The organism is Paenibacillus sp. JGP012, from assembly GCF_014203995.1.
In the GTDB taxonomy this organism is placed as follows: domain Bacteria; phylum Bacillota; class Bacilli; order Paenibacillales; family Paenibacillaceae; genus Paenibacillus; species Paenibacillus silvae.
The window spans coordinates 405,202-423,888 of the sequence record NZ_JACHKG010000001.1 but is presented as its reverse complement, the minus strand read 5'-3'; the positions used below and the strand labels follow the sequence as shown (position 1 = coordinate 423,888).

Below are 18,687 nucleotides of genomic sequence, written 5' to 3'. Positions count from 1 at the left end.
TTATACAAACTAAAGACATAGATGAATGTTAAAGGAGAAACAGAGAAACATGAAGTACACGAAAAAAATTCTGCTTGCCGCCGTTGCCTTGCTCACATGCACCATTACTTTATACACATATGCTGTCAATCATCCAACAAACGCATTATCCCACAAAGCCTGCTCGTCCTGGAATATCGTACAGCGCAAGATGTTTACATTCTCACATCCTGACTTTTCCATGCGATCTAAGCTCGATCGCTCAAGCTTTGTTGTCAAACCAGGCACGGCTACAGAAGTCCCGGTACTCATGTATCATTATGTTACCCCTCGATTGGACAATCGCGAGCCTCACAATAAATCAGTTATTGATCTGGACTCATTTGAAGAGAATATGAAATATTTGTACGATAACGGGTACAAGACAATCACCCTAGACCAGCTTGAAAAGTATGTTAACGGCGAGATTACCTTGCCAAAAAAATCAATAGTCATCACCTTTGACGATGGATACCAGAACAATTATACGTTAGCTTATCCGGTGCTCAAAAAATATCATTTCCATGCTTCTCTTTTTGTGATTGGAAGTCGAATTCAGCCCAAACCGGTGGATTTTAACCCTAGCCAAAAAAGCGATATTTCCTGGCCCGAGATGAAAGCCGGAAGTGATGTATTTGAATACAACAGTCACACCTACGACCTGCATCACAAGGGATATATGGTGTGCGGAGACGATCTGCCCGTTACGCTGGATACCAGCCTGCTGGACCACGATATTGAACAAATCAAGCACATCGGTATCAATACACCTTATATCGCCTATCCGTATGGTTACTTTAGCGAACAAATGATATATAAGCTGCATCAGCATGGATATCGCATGGGGTTCACGGTTAGACCCGGATTCGTTCATCCCGGCGACTCACCTATGGTGTTACCCCGCTTGACCGTTACCAGTGATACCGATATGGCCACCTTGCTGCGCACAGGCTCCAACATCCTCAGTGAGAAGCCCTAGATCAGCACCCAGGGCTGCAGCCTGATTTCAAACTTTCTATTCTACTTAATCAAAAAAGCCGATAAGCACAGCATTAGCTGTCTTCTCGGCTTTTTTTCGATGTGAGCTTGGCCATTTTTCTTTTATACTATTTCTTCTCACGTTCAGCCTTGTACTGTTCAAGCCATTTGCGTTCCTTATCGGTAAGCTCCGCCGTCTCCAGCAGCTCAGGTCTGCGCTCCAGCGTACGAATCAGAGACTGTTCTCTACGCCAGGCCTCAATGTTCAGATGGTGGCCCGATAGAAGCATATCAGGTACCTTCATACCTCTAAAATCAGGCGGACGCGTGTAATGGGGATATTCGAGCAGGCCTGTACTGAATGAATCCGTTACTGCACTTGTCTCATTCCCCAGCACACCTGGAATCAGCCGCACAATGCTGTCAATGGCCACCATGGCCGGAAGCTCGCCGCCAGTAAGCACATAATCGCCAATCGACAGTTCATCCGTCACCAGAAATTCACGAATACGTTCATCGTAGCCCTCGTAATGACCACAAATAAAGATCAGATGCTGCTCCTGAACAAGTTCCTCCGCCTTCTTCTGCGTGAACGTTTCACCCTGCGGACACATCAGAATGATCCGTGGGGCTTTCATCGCCGCTGCGGCTTCCCCGCGCTGGTCCAGTATATCTTCTACCGCAGCAAAGATCGGGTCAGGCTTGAGCACCATGCCCCCACCTCCGCCATAAGGCGCATCATCTACAGTATTATGTTTATTGGTTGCGTAATTGCGGAAATTGGTCGCACCGAGCGAAACCAGCCCTTTGGCCTGTGCTTTACCTAAAATGCTCGTGCCGAATACCCCATCGAACATTTCAGGAAATAATGTTAAAACATCCACCTTCATGTTACAGCAGTCCTTCCATCAGGTGAATCTTGACCCGCTTTTGTTCCACATCCACATCCAGTACAACATCATCAATGACCGGAATCAGCACCTCTTTACCTGCCGGTGTTTTGACAACCCAGACGTCATTGGCACCAGGTGTTAGAATTTCCGTAATGGTCCCAAGGGTTTCCCCTTCTTCGGTAATTACAGCACATCCCACGATCTGATGGAAATAATATTCGCCTTCTTCCAGATCGGCCAGATTTTCCTTCGATACCTTTGCCATTCCGCCTTTGAACTTCTCTACTTCGTTAATATTTCCATATTCTTTCAGACGAACAATATACATATTTTTATGCAAACGTGCAGACTCCACTGTAACCGGCACCGGCCGATCATCCGAAGTAAACAGGAACAGCTCGGCATTTTTAGCGAAACGAACCTCAGGAAAGTCAGTCAAAGGCATGATCTTCAATTCGCCGCGAATCCCGTGCGTATTTACAATTTTACCTACATTCATAAACTCTGCCATACAATCCTCCTACGGTATTCAATCAAAATAAACAGGTACTTCGACTCTCGTACGGCCGTTCCGGCGACGGTTCGTTCTTCCGATCGCTGTTACCCCCTCATTTTTTGAACTATTATAAAAGGTGAAAATGAGGTGATAAAGGCGAACGCTAACGCTTCTCCAGAATCGATTCCGTCCCCTACACTACTCCGAAGTAACTCATACCCCAAAATATTTTAATTCAATAACTAATCCAACATATTAAGTTCAGCATGCACGAAAAGGGGCTAGGACATGCATCCTAACCCCCTTTCGTATATCTTTAAGATATGATATCAACGGTAACCCGTTTATCCATCTTAACTGCTGCTGATGTGACGACCGTACGAAGAGATTTTGCGATTCGTCCCTGTTTTCCGATCACCTTTCCGACATCGTCGGGATGCACCGTTAACTCGTAAACGACAAGCCGGTCTTTCTCAACCGTCCGAACCGCCACATCTTCCGGATGATCGACCAAAGCCTTAGCAATTATGCTTACTAATTCTTCCATAGATGACCCTCCGAATCAGCACCTTATTTAGATAATTTAGACTCGTGGAATTTCTTCATCACGCCCGCTTTGCTCAGCAAGTTGCGGACAGTGTCGGATGCTTGCGCACCGTTTTGAAGCCATTGCAATGCTTTATCTTCATCGATCTTAACAACAGCCGGTTGTTCAACCGGGTTGTAGTAACCGATCTCCTCGATAAAACGACCGTCACGTGGGGAACGGGAATCCGATACCACTACGCGGTAGAAAGGAGCTTTGTGAGCACCCATACGTTTCAGACGAATACGAACTGCCATTTGAAAATTCACCTCCTTCAATGAAATCTGGTTCTCATATAAACTGCTGTTCAATCAACGGAAAGGAAACTTCATTCCTTTACCAAGACCTTTGAGCTGTTTCATCGCTTTGTTTTTGCCGCCTTTAGGGCCCATCATATCCGAGAACTGCTTCATCATACGGCGCATCTCATCGAACTGCTTGATCAGACGATTCACCTCTGCTAGCGATGTTCCGCTTCCGGTTGCAATCCGCTTCCGGCGGCTGTGATTGATCATATCCGGGTTACGTTTCTCTTCGGTTGTCATGGAATACACAATCGCTTCGATTCGGCCCATCTGTTTGTCATCCACCTTCAGGTCCTTCGCTTGTTTCATCTTGCCCATACCCGGAATCATATCCATGATCTGGTCAATCGGTCCAAGCTTCTTCACCTGATCCATCTGCTCCAGGAAATCTTCAAACGTAAACTCCGCATTACGCATTTTACGTTCCATTTCCTTCGCTTTCTCTGTGTCAATGTTGGACTGTGCCTTCTCAATCAGAGACAGCATATCCCCCATGCCGAGAATCCGGGATGCCATACGTTCCGGGTGGAATGGCTCCAGTGCATCAAGCTTTTCTCCCAGAGAAGCAAACTTGATCGGACAGCCTGTAACTGCTTTGACAGACAATGCCGCACCGCCGCGTGTATCGCCGTCCAGCTTCGTCAGAACAACGCCGGTCAGATCAAGCTGCTGATTAAAGTGTTCTGCCACGTTAACCGCGTCCTGACCCGTCATACTATCGACAACAAGCAGTACTTCATCCGGATTCACAACACTGTGAATCTGGCGCAGCTCCTCCATCAGTTCTTCATCGACGTGCAGACGTCCTGCTGTATCGACGATTACATAATCATTGCCGTTATCCTTGGCATGCTGCAGACCTTGGCGAGCAATCTCCACCGGGCTTGTCTGGTCTCCAAGGGTGAATACCGGTGCTTTGAGCTGTTCTCCGAGCACCTGCAGCTGCTTGATCGCAGCCGGACGGTAGATGTCACCGGCAACCAGCAAAGGTCTGCTGTTTTGCTTCTGCAGCATTTTCGCCAGTTTACCGGACGTTGTTGTTTTACCCGCACCTTGTAAACCGACCATCATGATCACCGTAGGCGGTTTGTTTGACTTCGCCAGCTTGGCCTGACTTCCACCCATGAGCTCCGTCAGCTCTTTGTTAACAATGTCAATGATGACCATTCCGGGTGTGAAGCTCTCCATTACTTCCTTGCCGACAGCCTTCTCTTTCACTTTGGCGATGAATTCCTTGACCACTTTGAAGTTTACATCCGCTTCAAGCAATGCCAGGCGTACTTCACGCATCGCTTCGGCTACGTCCTCGTCAGACACCTTGCCTTTGCCGCGCAGCTTGCTGAACACATTCTGCAGTCGGGTCGTTAATCCTTCAAATGCCATGATCCCACCTCCTTTAAGCTTACTTACGTTTGTCAGATCGTCTCGTCACAATTCATTGTGCATTGGTTACTCACCCAGCTGAGCAACGAGATCGTGTATTGGTTTGTTGTTATCCATCGTAACGCCAGCGCGTTCCAATGCTTGCTGTAACTCTTCAAGGCAGCGGCTGCGTCTCTCATACTTCTCCAGCAAGCCCAGCTTGCTTTCGTAGTTTTCCAGCACTTGCTCAGCACGCTTGATATGTTCGTATACCGCCTGGCGGCTGATCTCGAACTCGGCTGCGATCTCGCCAAGTGAAAAATCATCATGAAAGTAATACTTCAAAAAGGTTTGCTGCTTCTCTGTAAGCAGCGATTCATAAAAAGCAAAAAGCAAGTTAATCCGGTTTGTCTTCTCAAGCCGGTTTTCTTGACTCATATCGGGGCACTCCCTTCGTCAAGGAAAAACACTTTACACTCTTGCAACGTTCCTAATAATACCTAAAACTAATCAGTATGTCAAGCAAAAATACTTGTCACAATAAAAAGAGCAGCAATTCCGAAGTTCTACAAGCGGAAACGCCGTCGGAAGGCCATTTCAGAGCCCTTTTTTCTCCAGTTTGCCATACCATTATTCGCCTGATGCATCCCGCCTGAAAAACAAAAAACGAAACGTCTCGATACAACGAGGCGATTCGTTAGACGTTTAGCGAAGCGGAGTCAAATAGATCAGCACGGCAAAGAAATGCAGAATGCTGCCGGCCAGCACAAACAAATGCCAGATGGCATGGTGAAACGGAAATGCTCTCCATACATAGAACAGTGTGCCCAGTGTATACATCAGTCCTCCACCAACCAGCAGCACGATGCCTCCCGTTGGAATGACCGCTATAAGCGGATTCCAGGCGACAACGATCAGCCAGCCCATCGCGATGTAAAAAATCGTGGACATAAACAGAAACTTTTTCGTAAAGAAAGCTTTAAAGATCACCCCGGCGAGGGCAATGCCCCAGATGATGCCAAACAAGGTCCAGCCCAGCGTTCCACGGACAGCGATAAACAAAAAAGGCGTGTATGTGCCTGCGATAAACAGATAAATGGAGGAGTGGTCAAAAAACTCAAACAAATCCTTCGCTTTTCCCTCTTTAAGCGCGTGAACCAGTGTTGAATTCGTATACAGCAGCAGCATCGTAATGCCATAGATCGTAAAGCTGACCACGTGCCAGGCGGTGCCTTTCATACTGGAAAATACAATTAACAGCACTAACGCAGCTACACTGAGTGCTGCACCAATGCCATGTGTCACTGCATTAGCAACCTCTTCACGTCGGGAGTAAGTATAGGTATTGGCCATATCAACCTTCCTTTCTAACCCATTACTATCTCGGTTATCCTTCATTATACACGTATTGCCGATGACATTACACGTGAGCTCTCACATGATGCAGCGGCAATACGATGAATCATTCTATTTTTGGTTCACACCTTGTTGATCAGTTTAATTATTCTCGCCTTCAGCGTCCTCTGTCTGCTGTTCCTGGATTAATCCGGCGAACAGGGCATGTACAAACTGCTCGGAATCAAACTCCTGCAGATCATCAATTTTCTCCCCGAGTCCAACCAGCTTCACAGGTAAATCCAGCTCTTGACGAATGGCGACAACAATTCCGCCTTTGGCCGTCCCATCGAGCTTGGTGAGCACCAGACCTGTTACACCGCTTTTCTCACCGAAAAGCTTGGCCTGATTTAATGCATTTTGGCCTGTCGTTGCATCCAGCACCATTAACACCTCATGCGGAGCGCTCGGAATTTCACGTTGAATGACACGATAGATTTTGTTCAGCTCATCCATCAGATTAGTTTTATTTTGCAAACGACCCGCCGTATCACAGAGGAGCACATCTGCTCCGCGCTGCTTGGCAGCCTGCACTGCATCATACATAACAGCCGCAGGATCAGAACCGGATTGCTGCTTGATCACATCAACACCTGCGCGTTGTCCCCATACTTCAAGCTGCTCAATCGCTCCGGCACGGAACGTATCCCCCGCAGCCATAATTACTTTTTTCCCTTGCTGCTTGAAGCGATGAGCGAGCTTGCCAATCGTTGTTGTTTTACCAACACCGTTCACACCAACAAACAAAATAACGGTAATGCCATCCGGATTCATTTTCAGCTCGTTATTTTGCTCACCACGAAGCAAATCCGTCAGCTTCTCTGATAATACAGGCTGCAGCTCAGCCGCATCCTCAATCTTGCGTTTTTTCACCTCTGCACGCAGGTCTTCAATCAGATTCATAACGGTATTGACGCCCACATCCGCTCCGATCAGAATTTCTTCGAGTTCCTCATAGAACTCCTCATCTATTTTTTTGCGGCGAATGACCAGATCGGTTACTTTTTCCACAAGCCCTTTACGGGTTTTCTCAAGTCCATCCTTGAACTGTTTGGTCACCGATTCCGTTTTACTTGCAATGCTGTCTCTCAGCTTTTTAAAGAAACTCATAAAGCCCCTCCATCGTGTGCATAATTGAATCGTAATGGTGTGCAAAACATTTTAATAGCTGTACTCCAAGTTTCACCAGCCGAATCAGGCGATTTCAGCTTCCTCATCCTCCAGTTTAACCGATACCAGCTTGGAGACTCCACCTTCCTCCATTGTAACTCCATAGAGGACATCTGCTTCTTCCATCGTACCCTTGCGGTGGGTTACAACGATGAACTGTGTTTGTTCAGAGAATTCACGCAAGTATTGAGCAAAACGAACAACGTTCGCTTCATCCAGCGCAGCCTCGACTTCATCCAGTACGCAGAATGGTACAGGCTTCACATGCAAAATGGCAAACAGCAGTGCCATAGCCGTTAAAGCCCGCTCTCCACCGGACAACAGCTGCAGATTTTGCAGCTTCTTGCCTGGCGGCTGGGCTACGATATCTATTCCCGTTTCCAGCAGCCGTTCCGGGTCCATCAGCACAAGGTCAGCACGCCCTCCGCCAAACAGCTTCGTAAATACGGTGCCGAACTCACGGCGAATCGCATCAAACGTAAACTTGAAGCGCTTGGCCATCTCGTCTTCCATTTCACGAATAACCTGATACAACGTCGTTTTGGCTTCGACCAGATCATTTTTTTGCTCATTCAGAAATTCATAGCGCTCATTGACCCGCTCGAACTCTTCAATGGCCCCCAGATTCACATCGCCAAGAGCCGATATGGCACGTTTCAGCTTCTGTACCTCGGCCTGCGTACTTTCCACATCCTCGGGAACCGGATAACGCTCTTTGGCAAGCTCGTAACCGAGCTCATATTCATCGGTCAGCTTGCGCAGAATGTTTTCAAGCTCTACATCGAGGCGGTTAACCGAAATTTCGGTCTGGCGCATCTGTTCTTCCACGGCTTTGAGCTGTGTGCGCTGCTCCTTTGTCTCACTCTCTGCCAGCTCAAGCTTCTTCGACAATTCACTCCGTGCTGCTCGTTTGAAATCCAGCTCCTGAGAGGCATTTGCCTTTTTCAGCTTGTATTCGTTCAGATCTTCAATCTGCTTCACACTTTCGCTCTGCGTTTTCTTGAAGTCTGCTTCCATCGAAGCCAGAAGTGTACGATTCTGCCGCAGATCCTTGACGAGTGATTCCACCTCGCGCTCCAGTCTGCGCAGCTGCTCCTCATTGGAGAAGCGCTCCTGATCGAGCTTGCCTTCACGAACCTTCAGTTCAGTTAACTGGCTCTGCAGCTCTTCTTTGGCTGACTCATTGGCTTTCCGGGCAAACTCTGCCGCATGAATCGCACGATGCGTAGCCTTTTCCTCTTCCTCCAGCTGCTCCAGCTTTTTCTCCGCTTCAATTCTGGACTGATCGAGCTCCTTGATCTCTTCCGTGAACCCGCTCTTCTCCTGTCCTGCTGCAGCAACCTGCTCCAGTACATGACGCAGTTCATGCTCAATCTGCTTCATCTCCATGGAGGCCTGCTGCTCTGCATTCCGGGTATCATCACCGGATTGACGGAGCTGATCCAGCTTGTCCTGACACTGCTCTAACTGCGCTTTGACATCATCTACACTCCGGTGCAGCTTCACAATCTGCTGCTCGGTGTCCAGAATATCCTGATCCAGCTGGTCCAGCTGCCGCTTGCGGCTGAGCAAGCTTCCGTTTTTCTTATGCTGACTGCCACCAGTCATGGAACCCCCAGCATTAACGACGTCGCCCTCCAGCGTCACCACACGGAAACGATATTGGCAGCGTGCTGCGATTTTATTCGCAAACTCCAGCGTTTCTGCAATAATAACATTGCCAAGCAAGCTGCCAATAATCGAAGCGTATCGGTCATCATAATGCACAAGCTCGGCACCGATGCCAACAAAACCTTCCATCCCCTCAACCATGGAGCGTTCGCCTGCACCGATGGCACGGGGGCGAATTACGTCCAGCGGCAAAAAGGTCGCTCGTCCCAACTGACGCTGCTTCAGAAAGGCGATAGCCTGTCTGGATACCGCTTCATTTTCCATAACGATATGCTGCAGGGCTGCCCCCATGGCCGTCTCTACGGCAAGCTCAACCTTCTCGGGCACTTTGACAAGCTCAGCCACCGCGCCATGCACACCATTCAGTACACCTTTGCGTGAAGCCTTGAGCACTTCCTTGACCCCAAGCATAAATCCGTCAAAATCATCCTGCATCTCTTTCATCGTATCCCGGCGGGACACCTGGGCCTCACGCTTTTGCTCCCATTTACGCACCGTGCTGCGGCTTTCCTCAAGCAGCTTCTGCAGCGACTGCAGCCGCTCGCTTTCCGAAATGTAATTTCCGCGCAGCTCGCTGATTTCCTTGCCTAACTGAACTACCTTTTTCTGGATTTCAGCTTTACGGCTTTCCAGCGATTCCTTCTGCTCTTCCCACTTCCCGGATTCCTCTGATGCACGGTTCATTCTGCGCTCCAGCGTTTCTTTCTGCTGGTCCACATAACGGATTTCGTTTCGCGCCTGTGCCATCTGATTCATAAGCTCCAGCAGGTTTCCTTTCAGACTTTCCTCCTGCTGCTGACTGATGCCACCCGTTACCCCCACCAATTTGGCTTCTTCTTCGGATAACCGGTTTTTCACATCAGCCAGTTCAAGCTCAAGCTTGCCAAATTTCTCACGCAAAGCAAGCAGCTCGGCTTCCCGTTCACGATGTTTCTCTTCACTCACCGTCAACGTTTCCTTCAACTGCTCCTGATTCGCCTGTAAATGACGTGCACGTTCCCGAAGCAGCTCTCCCAGTCCTTCGCTCTTCTCTGTTGCCTCACTGAACTGCAGCAAGGCCGCTTGAAGCTCTTCGGTCTCGGTTTCCAGCTTACGCAGTGCATTGCGATCATTTTCAAGCTTCGCATCATGGGTAGACACAATGGCAGCAAGGCCAACTTCCTCCTGTTTAAGGGACGCCAGTCGTTCACTTGCTTTGCTCCATGAAGCATGAATCTGTTCAATCTGGTACACGTACATCGAAATTTCTTTCGATTTTAGCTCTGCACGCAGCTGTTTATAATGCACTGCCTTTTCGGACTGCTCCTTCAGCGGCCCAATCTGGTCCTCCAGCTCGGTTACGAGATCGTGGATACGTAGCAGATTTTGTTCCGTCTCATCCAGTTTGCGCGTAGCATCCCGTTTGCGTGATTTATATTTAACGATTCCAGAAGCCTCTTCAAAAATCCCCCGGCGATCCTCAGAGCGAGTGCTCAAAATCTCCTCAATTCGTCCTTGTCCAATGATGGAATAAGCCTCTTTACCGATACCGGTATCCATAAAGAGTTCGGTAATATCTTTCAGGCGGCAGGATTGTTTGTTAATAAAATATTCACTATCTCCGCTGCGATGCACACGCCGGGTCACGGTCACTTCTCCAAAATCAAGAGCTAACGCATGATCCTCATTGTCCAGCGTAAGCGAAACCTCACCATAATTGACGGCCTTTCGTGCATCACTGCCTGCAAAAATAACATCCTCCATTTTGCCCCCACGCAGTGACTTGGCACTTTGCTCACCAAGCACCCAGCGGATGCCATCAGAGATATTACTTTTTCCACTTCCGTTCGGGCCAACAACAGCTGTAATTCCACGAACGAACTCCATTTCCGTTTTGTCGGCAAATGACTTGAATCCACCCAACTCTATTCGTTTCAGAAACATAGGGCTTCTCGTCACCTCCTCTTGCAAATTTCAAAATAATGCATTCAGCGCGATTAAAGATCCGAAAATGCTTCCCGAGCCTCTTTACAAAAAAAAGAGCAAAAAGCAGTCCGGCCAATTACTTCCGCCGGGGCGGACCCGCGGGCTGCTCTTTGCTCTTCGTTTGTCTATGCGCCGCCTGGTACCGTTCAGGCCTCCGGAAGCTTCAAGCGTTCAAGCGCCGCGGATGCTGCTTGTTGTTCCGCTTCTTTCTTGGAACGTCCCGTACCTCGGCCAAGCCGTTCCTGACCCATATGGACCTCCGAGACAAACTCACGTTCATGGGCTGGTCCCCGCTCCTCTACGATCCGGTATTCCAGAGCCCCCATATTGTGATGCTGTGTAAGCTCCTGCAGCTCTGTTTTGTAATCGCTCATTTGCAGCTTGCTGCCAACCACGATTAACGGAAACACATGCTGATCCAGGAAAGCCCGCACAGGCTCAAGACCCTGATCAAGATATAATGCACCTATAAATGACTCGAACACATCGGCGAGAAGAGCCGGACGTGTACGTCCCCCAGTTAATTCCTCACCTTTACCAAGAAGTACATATTGTCCAAAACCGAGTGCTTCAGCAAATTTGACGAGGGAAGGTTCACAGACAATGGAAGCCCGCATCTTTGTCAGCTCACCCTCCGGACGGTTAGGATACAGATGATACAAGTACTCCGATACAGTCAGCTCCAATACAGCATCGCCCAGAAACTCCAGACGTTCATTATCCTGATGTTGACTGAACCGATGTTCGTTTACATAAGAAGCATGGGTAAACGCTTGTTTTAGAAGCTGTCTGTTGTCAAATTTGATTTGAAGTTTTTGTTGTAACTGCTTCAGATCTTCACTCAAACGAACTAGCCCCTTATGCTTCAAATTTTTTGAGAATAATGGTAGCGTTGTGACCGCCAAATCCAAATGAATTAGACATCGCCACATTTACTTTAGTTTGACGTGGAACGTTCGGTACATAATCCAGATCACATTCAGGGTCCTGATCCTCCAGGTTAATCGTTGGAGCCAGTGTCTGATGTGTCAGAGACAATCCGCAGATTACCGCTTCTACACCACCCGCAGCGCCAAGCATATGACCTGTCATGGATTTGGTAGAGCTTACGGCGAGCTTGTACGCATGATCACCAAACGCTTTTTTGATCGCGAGCGTTTCTGAACGATCTCCAACTGGCGTTGACGTTCCGTGTGCATTGATGTAATCCACTTCTTCCGGCTTGATGCCTGCGTTGCGAAGTGCCATCGTCATGCAACGTGCCGCTCCATCCGGGTCCGGTTCTGTCATGTGATGAGCATCGCCCGTCAGACCATAACCGATAACCTCTCCATAGATACGCGCTCCGCGTGCCTGAGCGTGCTCCAGTGATTCCAGAATCAGAATACCTGCACCCTCACCCATAACAAATCCATCGCGACCTGTATCAAAAGGACGACTCGCTTTTGCAGGATCATCATTACGTGTAGACATCGCACGCATCGCGCAGAAACCTGCCAATCCCGTAGGTCTGATAGTCGCTTCCGCACCGCCGCAGATCATCGCATCTGCATCCCCGTTGGCAATCAGCTTGAATGAATCGCCGATGGAGTGTGTTCCTGTAGCACAAGCGGTAACCACGTTAATGTTCGGACCTTTAGCACCTAATGAAATCGACATCTGGCCAGAAGCCATGTTTGAGATCATCATCGGGATAAAAAACGGGCTGACACGTTTAGGACCCTTTTGCAGAAGTGCATTGTGCTGGTCCTCCCAGGTTCCCAATCCACCAATCCCTGAACCAATGGATACGCCAAAACGCTCTGCATCAATGTTCTCGTTAATTTTCAGACCACTGTCCTCCACCGCCTTGAAGCCGGCAGCTACAGCGAACTGAACGAAACGGTCCATTTTGCGTGCTTCCTTACGATCCATATACTCTTCCGGGTTGAAATCCTTGATCTCGGCTGCAATCTGTGTCGTGTATTCACTAACATCAAACGCCTCAATCTGAGAGATTCCGGACTTGCCTGCCATTAAACTGCCCCAGAACGTTTCCAAATCTTTTCCGAGCGATGTCATTACGCCCATTCCGGTAATTACGACTCTTTGTTTCAACCGACTCACCTCTATATCGACTGCATTACGCAAGTATTTTGTGGGAATAGCCGCAGACGGCTATGCTTTACATCTTTCCGAAGATCAACGAAGCAAAATCGTCTGCGGGATGTGAAAAACCAATGAATGATGAGAAGTCCCGCCTGTTGAACAACAGGAGCGGGACTGAATTGACTTTAGGTATGAGATTGTATGTAGTTTACAACTTCACCTACGGTCGTAATTTTTTCTGCATCTTCATCAGAGATTTCCAAATCGAATTCATCTTCCAATTCCATGACCAATTCCACTACATCCAAAGAATCAGCACCCAAATCTTCTTTGAAAGATGCTTCAAGTGTAACTTCAGCTTCGTCTGCGCCCAAGCGGTCGACGACGATGCGTTTTACACGCTCCAATACATCGGACATCCGGTTCACCTCCTCCTAGGTATTATACGAGAATCGCAGGCAAAATGCCATAGAAGACATATGCGGCTCCCGGCCGGGGAACCCGGCCTTTTTCCGGCATTTCGGATCGTCCAGCGCCTGTTCCCCGACTTTAACTCAAGTCCAGGAATGTTTACATGTACATGCCACCATCAACATGCAGTGTCTGACCTGTCATATAAGACGAAGCCTCTGACGCAAGGAATGTAACAACACCGGCAATTTCATCCGGCTGTCCCAGACGTGACAACGGAATGCCGCTAAGCATACCATCAACCAGTTCCTGAGACAACTCTTTTGTCATATCGGTTTCGATGAACCCTGGCGCAACACAGTTTACGGTAATTCCGCGAGAAGCCAGCTCACGTGCAGAGGCTTTGGTTAAACCAATAACACCAGCCTTGGCTGCAACATAGTTCGCTTGTCCGGGATTACCGAGCACGCCCACTACAGAAGAAATGTTAATAATTCTCCCCGAGCGCTGCTTCATCATTGGACGAGTGACTGCCTTCAGGCAGTTAAACACCCCTTTCAGATTCGTTTCGATGACTTGATCGAACTCCTCTTCTTTCATACGCATGATCAGGTTGTCCCGAGTGATTCCGGCGTTATTCACCAGAATATCAACGTTCCCCCACGCATCAAGCGTCGTTTTGACCATCTGTTCCGCCTCATCCATCAGACCTACATTAGCCTGAATTGTAATGGCCTGAACACCTTTGGCCCGAATCTCTTCGGCTACCGCTTCTGCGGCAGCCTGACTGCCAGCATAGTTGACAGCAACATTTGCACCAGCTTCAGCCAGAGCAAGTGCAATGCTCCGACCAATACCACGCGATGCTCCAGTTACCAATGCATTTTTACCTTCTAACGGTTTAGACATAACCATTCCCTCCTCTCCCTGAATCTACACAAGTTGAACTTAGGTTATTTACACAAGCACTCCGATGACAGAATAACCTTTCAATCGCTGTTATCCCCAGATTTTTTTTAATTCCCTTCTTCAAAGGGAAAAATCCGGTGATAAAGGCGAACGCTATGCTTCCGATGCAGCTTTCTTGCAGAAAGCTTTAGCTTCGCTTTTCCAGGTTTTTTCTGTCCTCTCCGTTAAAGTGTAAATAAATAGTTCTACTTATGTGATTTAATTATTATTTTTAAGGTCAGCTGCCGTTGCTTCCAACGTTTCAAGACTGTTTACATTGTATAGTTTTACGGTTTTATCTGTTTTTTTAATCAAACCGGTCAAAACATTGCCTGAACCAATCTCGATAAACGTATCCACACCTTGCTCAATCAGCCATGTCACACTGTCTTCCCATAAAACCGGAGAATAGACCTGTGTCGTCAGCAATTGTTGAAATTGTTCATCTTCCGCAGGACGAGCCGTAACATTGGCCACCACAGGAACCTGTGCAGGTGAGAACGTAACCGTGCTCAGCTTGTCTGCCAGCTTCTCTGCTGCGCCTTTCATTAATGAAGAGTGGAACGGACCACTCACTTCAAGTGCAATAGCACGTTTGCCGCCCGCTTCTTTCACCCGTTCCGAAACGGCAGCAACGCCTTCTTTTACACCCGAGATGACGATCTGCCCCGGACAATTGATGTTGGCAAGTTCGACCGCGTGACCACTCCCGGACACATCACGGCAAAGCACCCCCAGCGCTTCCCGATCTGCACCCAGAACAGCAGCCATGGCTCCTTGTCCTCCTGGAACAGCCTCTTCCATATATTGACCACGCGCACGAACAATCTGAACAGCATCCTTGAAGGAAAGAACACCCGCAGCTACGAGTGCGCTATACTCACCCAGACTATGTCCAGCTGCGTAATCCGGCTCGATTCCTTTCTCTCTGAATGCCTCCAGCAAGGCAATACTTGCTGTGAGCAGAGCCGGCTGTGTATTGGATGTCTGTTTCAGCTCAGCCTCTGGTCCTTCAAAGATCAGGCTGCTCAGCGAGAAGCCTAATGCTTCATCCGCTGTGCGAAAAATTTCTGTGGCAGCAGGCACGGACTCATACGCATCCTTCGCCATACCTACCGTCTGTGATCCCTGTCCAGGGAATACAAAAGCGATTTTACCCATTTCCTTCATCCTCCAGCTGTCTAGTTTACCATACGAGTACGGATGCGCCCCATGTCAAACCGCCGCCGAAACCAACCATCAGAACGGTATCTCCAGCTTTCATGCGCCCTTCTTCAGCAGCTTCAACCAGTGCCAGCGGAATGGATGCAGCCGAAGTATTCGCATATTTGTCCACATTCACAACCACTTTCTCTTCAGGAAGCTCAAGCCGCTGCATTGCGGATTGAATAATGCGGACATTCGCCTGATGCGGTACGAACAAATCAACGTCCGTACGGTCCATACCCGCTTTGCGAAGCACCTCAACGGTTGCTGTACCCATTACACGAACCGCAAATTTAAACACTTCACGACCGTTCATGTAGATGTAGTGCTTTTTATTCTCAACCGACTCTGCACTTGCAGGTAAACGTGAACCGCCACCTTCGATATGAAGCAGACTTCCGCCTGCACCCTCGGCACCGAGGTCAAATGCTTTGAAGCCGCGTCCTTCCGGTACTTCACCGACAACGACAGCGCCAGCTCCGTCTCCGAAGAGCACACAAGTGTTGCGGTCTGTATAATCTGTAATACGTGACAAGCAGTCTGCTCCGATGACGAGCGCATTGTTGTACATACCGCTTTGGATAAAGCTTGTCGCTGTTGCGAGGCCATAAACAAAACCGGAGCATGCAGCGGACAGGTCAAAAGCAGCCGCTCCTTTTGCCCCCAGTTTATCCTGCAGAATGCAGGCTGTCGAAGGAAAAGAAGAGTCCGGTGTAATTGTTGCAACAATTATCAGATCCAGGTCGCTGCCTGTCATGCCTGCGGATTCAAGCGCCTTTAACGCCGCCTCATACGCCAGATCGGATGTCGCTTGATCCGGTGCAGCGATATGACGTTCCTTAATGCCTGTACGGCTGACAATCCACTCGTCATTTGTATCTACCATTTTTTCCAGATCACTATTGGTTAAAATTTTCTCAGGCACATATTTACCTGTACCGATAATCCCTACCGGGCGCAAATTATTCATATCGTCACTCACTTCCCGCTAATTTCCTTAGATATGCTGTCCACCAGCTGATTTTGTACTGCAATCCGTGCCTGACGCACTGCGTTTTTGATGGCATTGCCATCAGCCGAGCCATGGCTTTTCACGACCAGCCCGCTCAAACCAAGCAGCGGGGCACCGCCGTGCTCCGTGTAATCCAGCTTGCTTTTCAAGCCGCGCAGCTCTGGCATCAGCACAGCGGCAGCCAATTTATTTTTGAAGGATGAAGTAAACTTTTCTTTGAGCAGTCCGAAGATCGCTCCTGCTGCACCTTCCAGCGACTTCAGCAGAATGTTACCCGCGAATCCATCGCATACCAGCACATCACAAGCTCCCGTAAGCACATCTCGCGCCTCAACATTGCCAACAAAACGAATGGGCAGCTGCTCCAGCAGCGGATACGCATGTTTGGTCAGCTCGTTGCCCTTGCCTGCCTCTGTTCCAACATTAAGCAAGCCCACACGAGGGGTCGCAATACCTTGCACCTTTTGCCGATACAAACTGCCCATCAGCGCATATTGCGCCAAATGTTCCGGTTTGGCATCCATATTTGCGCCAAGGTCAAGCGCAAGCACGCCCACATCATCCATCGTTGGAATCATAGGGGCAAGTGCCGGTCGCTCGATACCTTCCATACGACCTACAACGAGCAAACCCGCAGTCATCAATGCTCCGGTATTGCCCGCAGAGATCATGGCATCCGCTTCACGTTCTTTGACCATTCGCCCCGCTACAACCATCGAGGAATCCTTCTTGCGTCTTACCGCTCTTACCGGCTCATCCTCTGCTCCGATGACTTCGGAAGCATGCCGAACACTCAAGTTGGCCGGTCTTGCTCCTGACTGACTTAAAAGAGGTTCGAGCTGAGCTTCATCGCCAACCAGGACGATCTGTGTATCCGTCCATTCCGTAGCGGCAGCAACAGCGCCTTCTACGGTTGACGCAGGGGCGTTGTCTCCCCCCATCGCATCAATGACGATCCTCATTCCAAATGCCCTCCTTCTTTGCTGTCTTCTCCATCTGAATGATAGATAACAAAATTGCCCTGGAACACCATTTCTTCACCAACATAAGTGAACACTTCAACCTTTGCTTTGCCCTTTTGTCCCGGGATTGATTTCACATAGGCTTTGGCAATGCATTTCTCGCCTAAACGAACCGAGCGCACGAAACGTATATCTGCGGAAGCGGTTAGTGCGATCTCGTCATTAATGACGGCTACAGCCAGTGAGTTGGCTTGTGCGAATACGTAGTGCCCACGCGCAATGCCTGTTCTGGAGAAAACATGCTCTTCCTTGATCTCGAATAGCGATATGCCGCTCTTGTCCAGCTGCAGATCGACGATATCACCAATAATTTCGTGCAGGGGCAAAGAGCGCACCTGATCATACGACCGCTCCGCCATGAGCTTCATACGTTCCCGAAGCTCAGGTATTCCGAGTTCCAGTCTGTCAAGACGGATCGTCTGAATACTTACCTTCAATTGACGTGTAAGCTCCTGATCGGTCACAAACGGATTCTCATCTATCATTTTAGTTAATTGCTGCTGCCTCTGTCTCTTCGGTAATCGCTCGATGCCTGACACCCCCTGCTGTATCATTTCCAGGACCACTCTTTGATCCGTTCAATCTGTAAATCCCGCATCTCTATACAATATAATCTCCGATCAACCAGAGCTGTTTCTGACGAAAGTATATGTTTATCTGTATGTAACGTCAAATCTTAGAACCTGGTACTAAACTATAGTATATCTCATCCTGTGTCAAAAAGAAAGGCTGGTCTAACAAAATCCACATCTCTACAGCAAAGTGTTCTGCAGCAATTTCATGTAACATCGAACGGCATGCCGCAATGGGATTTCTGTTCAATTCAAATGATTCCAACAACTCTCATACGTCATGTATTCCAACCATGCAAGCATAAAAAAGCAGCACCTCATCAAAATGAAGTGCTGCTCCATGTCCAGCTATTATTGAGAGATGATCTCTCTTGCTTTGTACGTTCCGCACACTTTGCACACGTGGTGAGCAAGCTTCAATTCGCCGCATTGTTCACATTTCACCATGCCCGGTACAGCCAATTTAAAGTGAGTGCGACGTTTGTCGCGACGCGTCTTGGACGTTCTCCGTTGAGGTACTGCCATTATTCCCACCTCCTTATCAAAATCAACCTTTGCAGGTAGTTGTTACGTTCGATTTTCAATCATG

19 protein-coding genes are annotated in these 18,687 nt (G+C 48.6%); 1 reads left to right on the top strand and 18 read right to left on the bottom strand.

Annotated elements, in window-relative coordinates; all coding sequences use genetic code 11:
* Window positions 1–49 precede the first annotated feature (49 nt).
* Window positions 50–997 (top strand): polysaccharide deacetylase family protein, encoded by a 948-nt coding sequence (locus HNR77_RS01855; protein ID WP_184180213.1) that lies wholly within the window; start codon window positions 50–52, stop codon window positions 995–997.
* Window positions 998–1,124: 127 nt separating this feature from the next.
* Here the strand turns inward: HNR77_RS01855 and trmD are convergent, their stop codons facing one another.
* The 18 genes from trmD to rpmF form a co-directional block, all read right to left on the bottom strand.
* On the bottom strand, window positions 1,125–1,886 hold the full coding sequence (trmD, locus tag HNR77_RS01850) for a tRNA (guanosine(37)-N1)-methyltransferase TrmD (protein WP_184180210.1): 762 nt from the start codon (window positions 1,884–1,886) through the stop codon (window positions 1,125–1,127).
* Window position 1,887: 1 nt separating this feature from the next.
* On the bottom strand, window positions 1,888–2,400 hold the full coding sequence (gene rimM, locus HNR77_RS01845) for a ribosome maturation factor RimM (RefSeq protein ID WP_184180207.1): 513 nt from the start codon (window positions 2,398–2,400) through the stop codon (window positions 1,888–1,890).
* Window positions 2,401–2,701: 301 nt separating this feature from the next.
* The gene (locus HNR77_RS01840) at window positions 2,702–2,932 is read right to left on the bottom strand and encodes a KH domain-containing protein (RefSeq protein WP_024630185.1); all 231 of its coding nucleotides are present in this window, start codon (window positions 2,930–2,932) and stop codon (window positions 2,702–2,704) included.
* A 23-nt stretch (window positions 2,933–2,955) separates the two neighbouring features.
* A complete protein-coding gene (rpsP, locus tag HNR77_RS01835; RefSeq protein ID WP_056700527.1) occupies window positions 2,956–3,228 on the bottom strand; it encodes a 30S ribosomal protein S16 in 273 nt (90 codons plus the stop codon).
* Between the two features lie 54 nt (window positions 3,229–3,282).
* Window positions 3,283–4,659 (bottom strand): signal recognition particle protein, encoded by a 1,377-nt coding sequence (ffh, locus tag HNR77_RS01830; protein WP_111269984.1) that lies wholly within the window; start codon window positions 4,657–4,659, stop codon window positions 3,283–3,285.
* Window positions 4,660–4,725: 66 nt separating this feature from the next.
* Window positions 4,726–5,076, bottom strand: a complete 351-nt coding sequence (locus HNR77_RS01825; protein ID WP_184180205.1) for a putative DNA-binding protein — start codon at window positions 5,074–5,076, stop codon at window positions 4,726–4,728.
* Window positions 5,077–5,343: 267 nt separating this feature from the next.
* A complete protein-coding gene (trhA, locus tag HNR77_RS01820; protein ID WP_184180202.1) occupies window positions 5,344–5,991 on the bottom strand; it encodes a PAQR family membrane homeostasis protein TrhA in 648 nt (215 codons plus the stop codon).
* 144 nt (window positions 5,992–6,135) lie between these two features.
* On the bottom strand, window positions 6,136–7,143 hold the full coding sequence (ftsY, locus tag HNR77_RS01815) for a signal recognition particle-docking protein FtsY (protein WP_184180199.1): 1,008 nt from the start codon (window positions 7,141–7,143) through the stop codon (window positions 6,136–6,138).
* 84 nt (window positions 7,144–7,227) lie between these two features.
* Window positions 7,228–10,797: a chromosome segregation protein SMC gene (gene smc / locus HNR77_RS01810; RefSeq protein ID WP_184180196.1), complete on the bottom strand. Its 3,570-nt coding sequence runs from the start codon at window positions 10,795–10,797 to the stop codon at window positions 7,228–7,230.
* A 188-nt stretch (window positions 10,798–10,985) separates the two neighbouring features.
* A complete protein-coding gene (gene rnc / locus HNR77_RS01805; RefSeq protein WP_110893220.1) occupies window positions 10,986–11,684 on the bottom strand; it encodes a ribonuclease III in 699 nt (232 codons plus the stop codon).
* Between the two features lie 13 nt (window positions 11,685–11,697).
* On the bottom strand, window positions 11,698–12,936 hold the full coding sequence (gene fabF, locus HNR77_RS01800; RefSeq protein ID WP_111269979.1) for a beta-ketoacyl-ACP synthase II: 1,239 nt from the start codon (window positions 12,934–12,936) through the stop codon (window positions 11,698–11,700).
* Between the two features lie 176 nt (window positions 12,937–13,112).
* Window positions 13,113–13,346: an acyl carrier protein gene (gene acpP, locus HNR77_RS01795; protein ID WP_024630176.1), complete on the bottom strand. Its 234-nt coding sequence runs from the start codon at window positions 13,344–13,346 to the stop codon at window positions 13,113–13,115.
* Between the two features lie 151 nt (window positions 13,347–13,497).
* Window positions 13,498–14,247: a 3-oxoacyl-[acyl-carrier-protein] reductase gene (gene fabG / locus HNR77_RS01790; RefSeq protein WP_111269978.1), complete on the bottom strand. Its 750-nt coding sequence runs from the start codon at window positions 14,245–14,247 to the stop codon at window positions 13,498–13,500.
* 258 nt (window positions 14,248–14,505) lie between these two features.
* On the bottom strand, window positions 14,506–15,447 hold the full coding sequence (gene fabD / locus HNR77_RS01785) for an ACP S-malonyltransferase (protein ID WP_184180193.1): 942 nt from the start codon (window positions 15,445–15,447) through the stop codon (window positions 14,506–14,508).
* A 25-nt stretch (window positions 15,448–15,472) separates the two neighbouring features.
* Window positions 15,473–16,462: a beta-ketoacyl-ACP synthase III gene (locus HNR77_RS01780; protein ID WP_184180190.1), complete on the bottom strand. Its 990-nt coding sequence runs from the start codon at window positions 16,460–16,462 to the stop codon at window positions 15,473–15,475.
* Window positions 16,463–16,470: 8 nt separating this feature from the next.
* Window positions 16,471–17,466, bottom strand: coding sequence for a phosphate acyltransferase PlsX (gene plsX, locus HNR77_RS01775; protein ID WP_184180187.1), 996 nt, complete (start codon window positions 17,464–17,466; stop codon window positions 16,471–16,473).
* Window positions 17,463–18,080: a transcription factor FapR gene (fapR, locus tag HNR77_RS01770; protein WP_145402804.1), complete on the bottom strand. Its 618-nt coding sequence runs from the start codon at window positions 18,078–18,080 to the stop codon at window positions 17,463–17,465. Before fapR ends, plsX begins: the two co-directional genes overlap by 4 nt.
* A gap of 369 nt (window positions 18,081–18,449) precedes the next feature.
* Entirely contained in the window at window positions 18,450–18,623 is a 174-nt protein-coding gene (rpmF, locus tag HNR77_RS01765; protein WP_090923906.1) for a 50S ribosomal protein L32, read from the bottom strand.
* Window positions 18,624–18,687 lie beyond the last annotated feature (64 nt).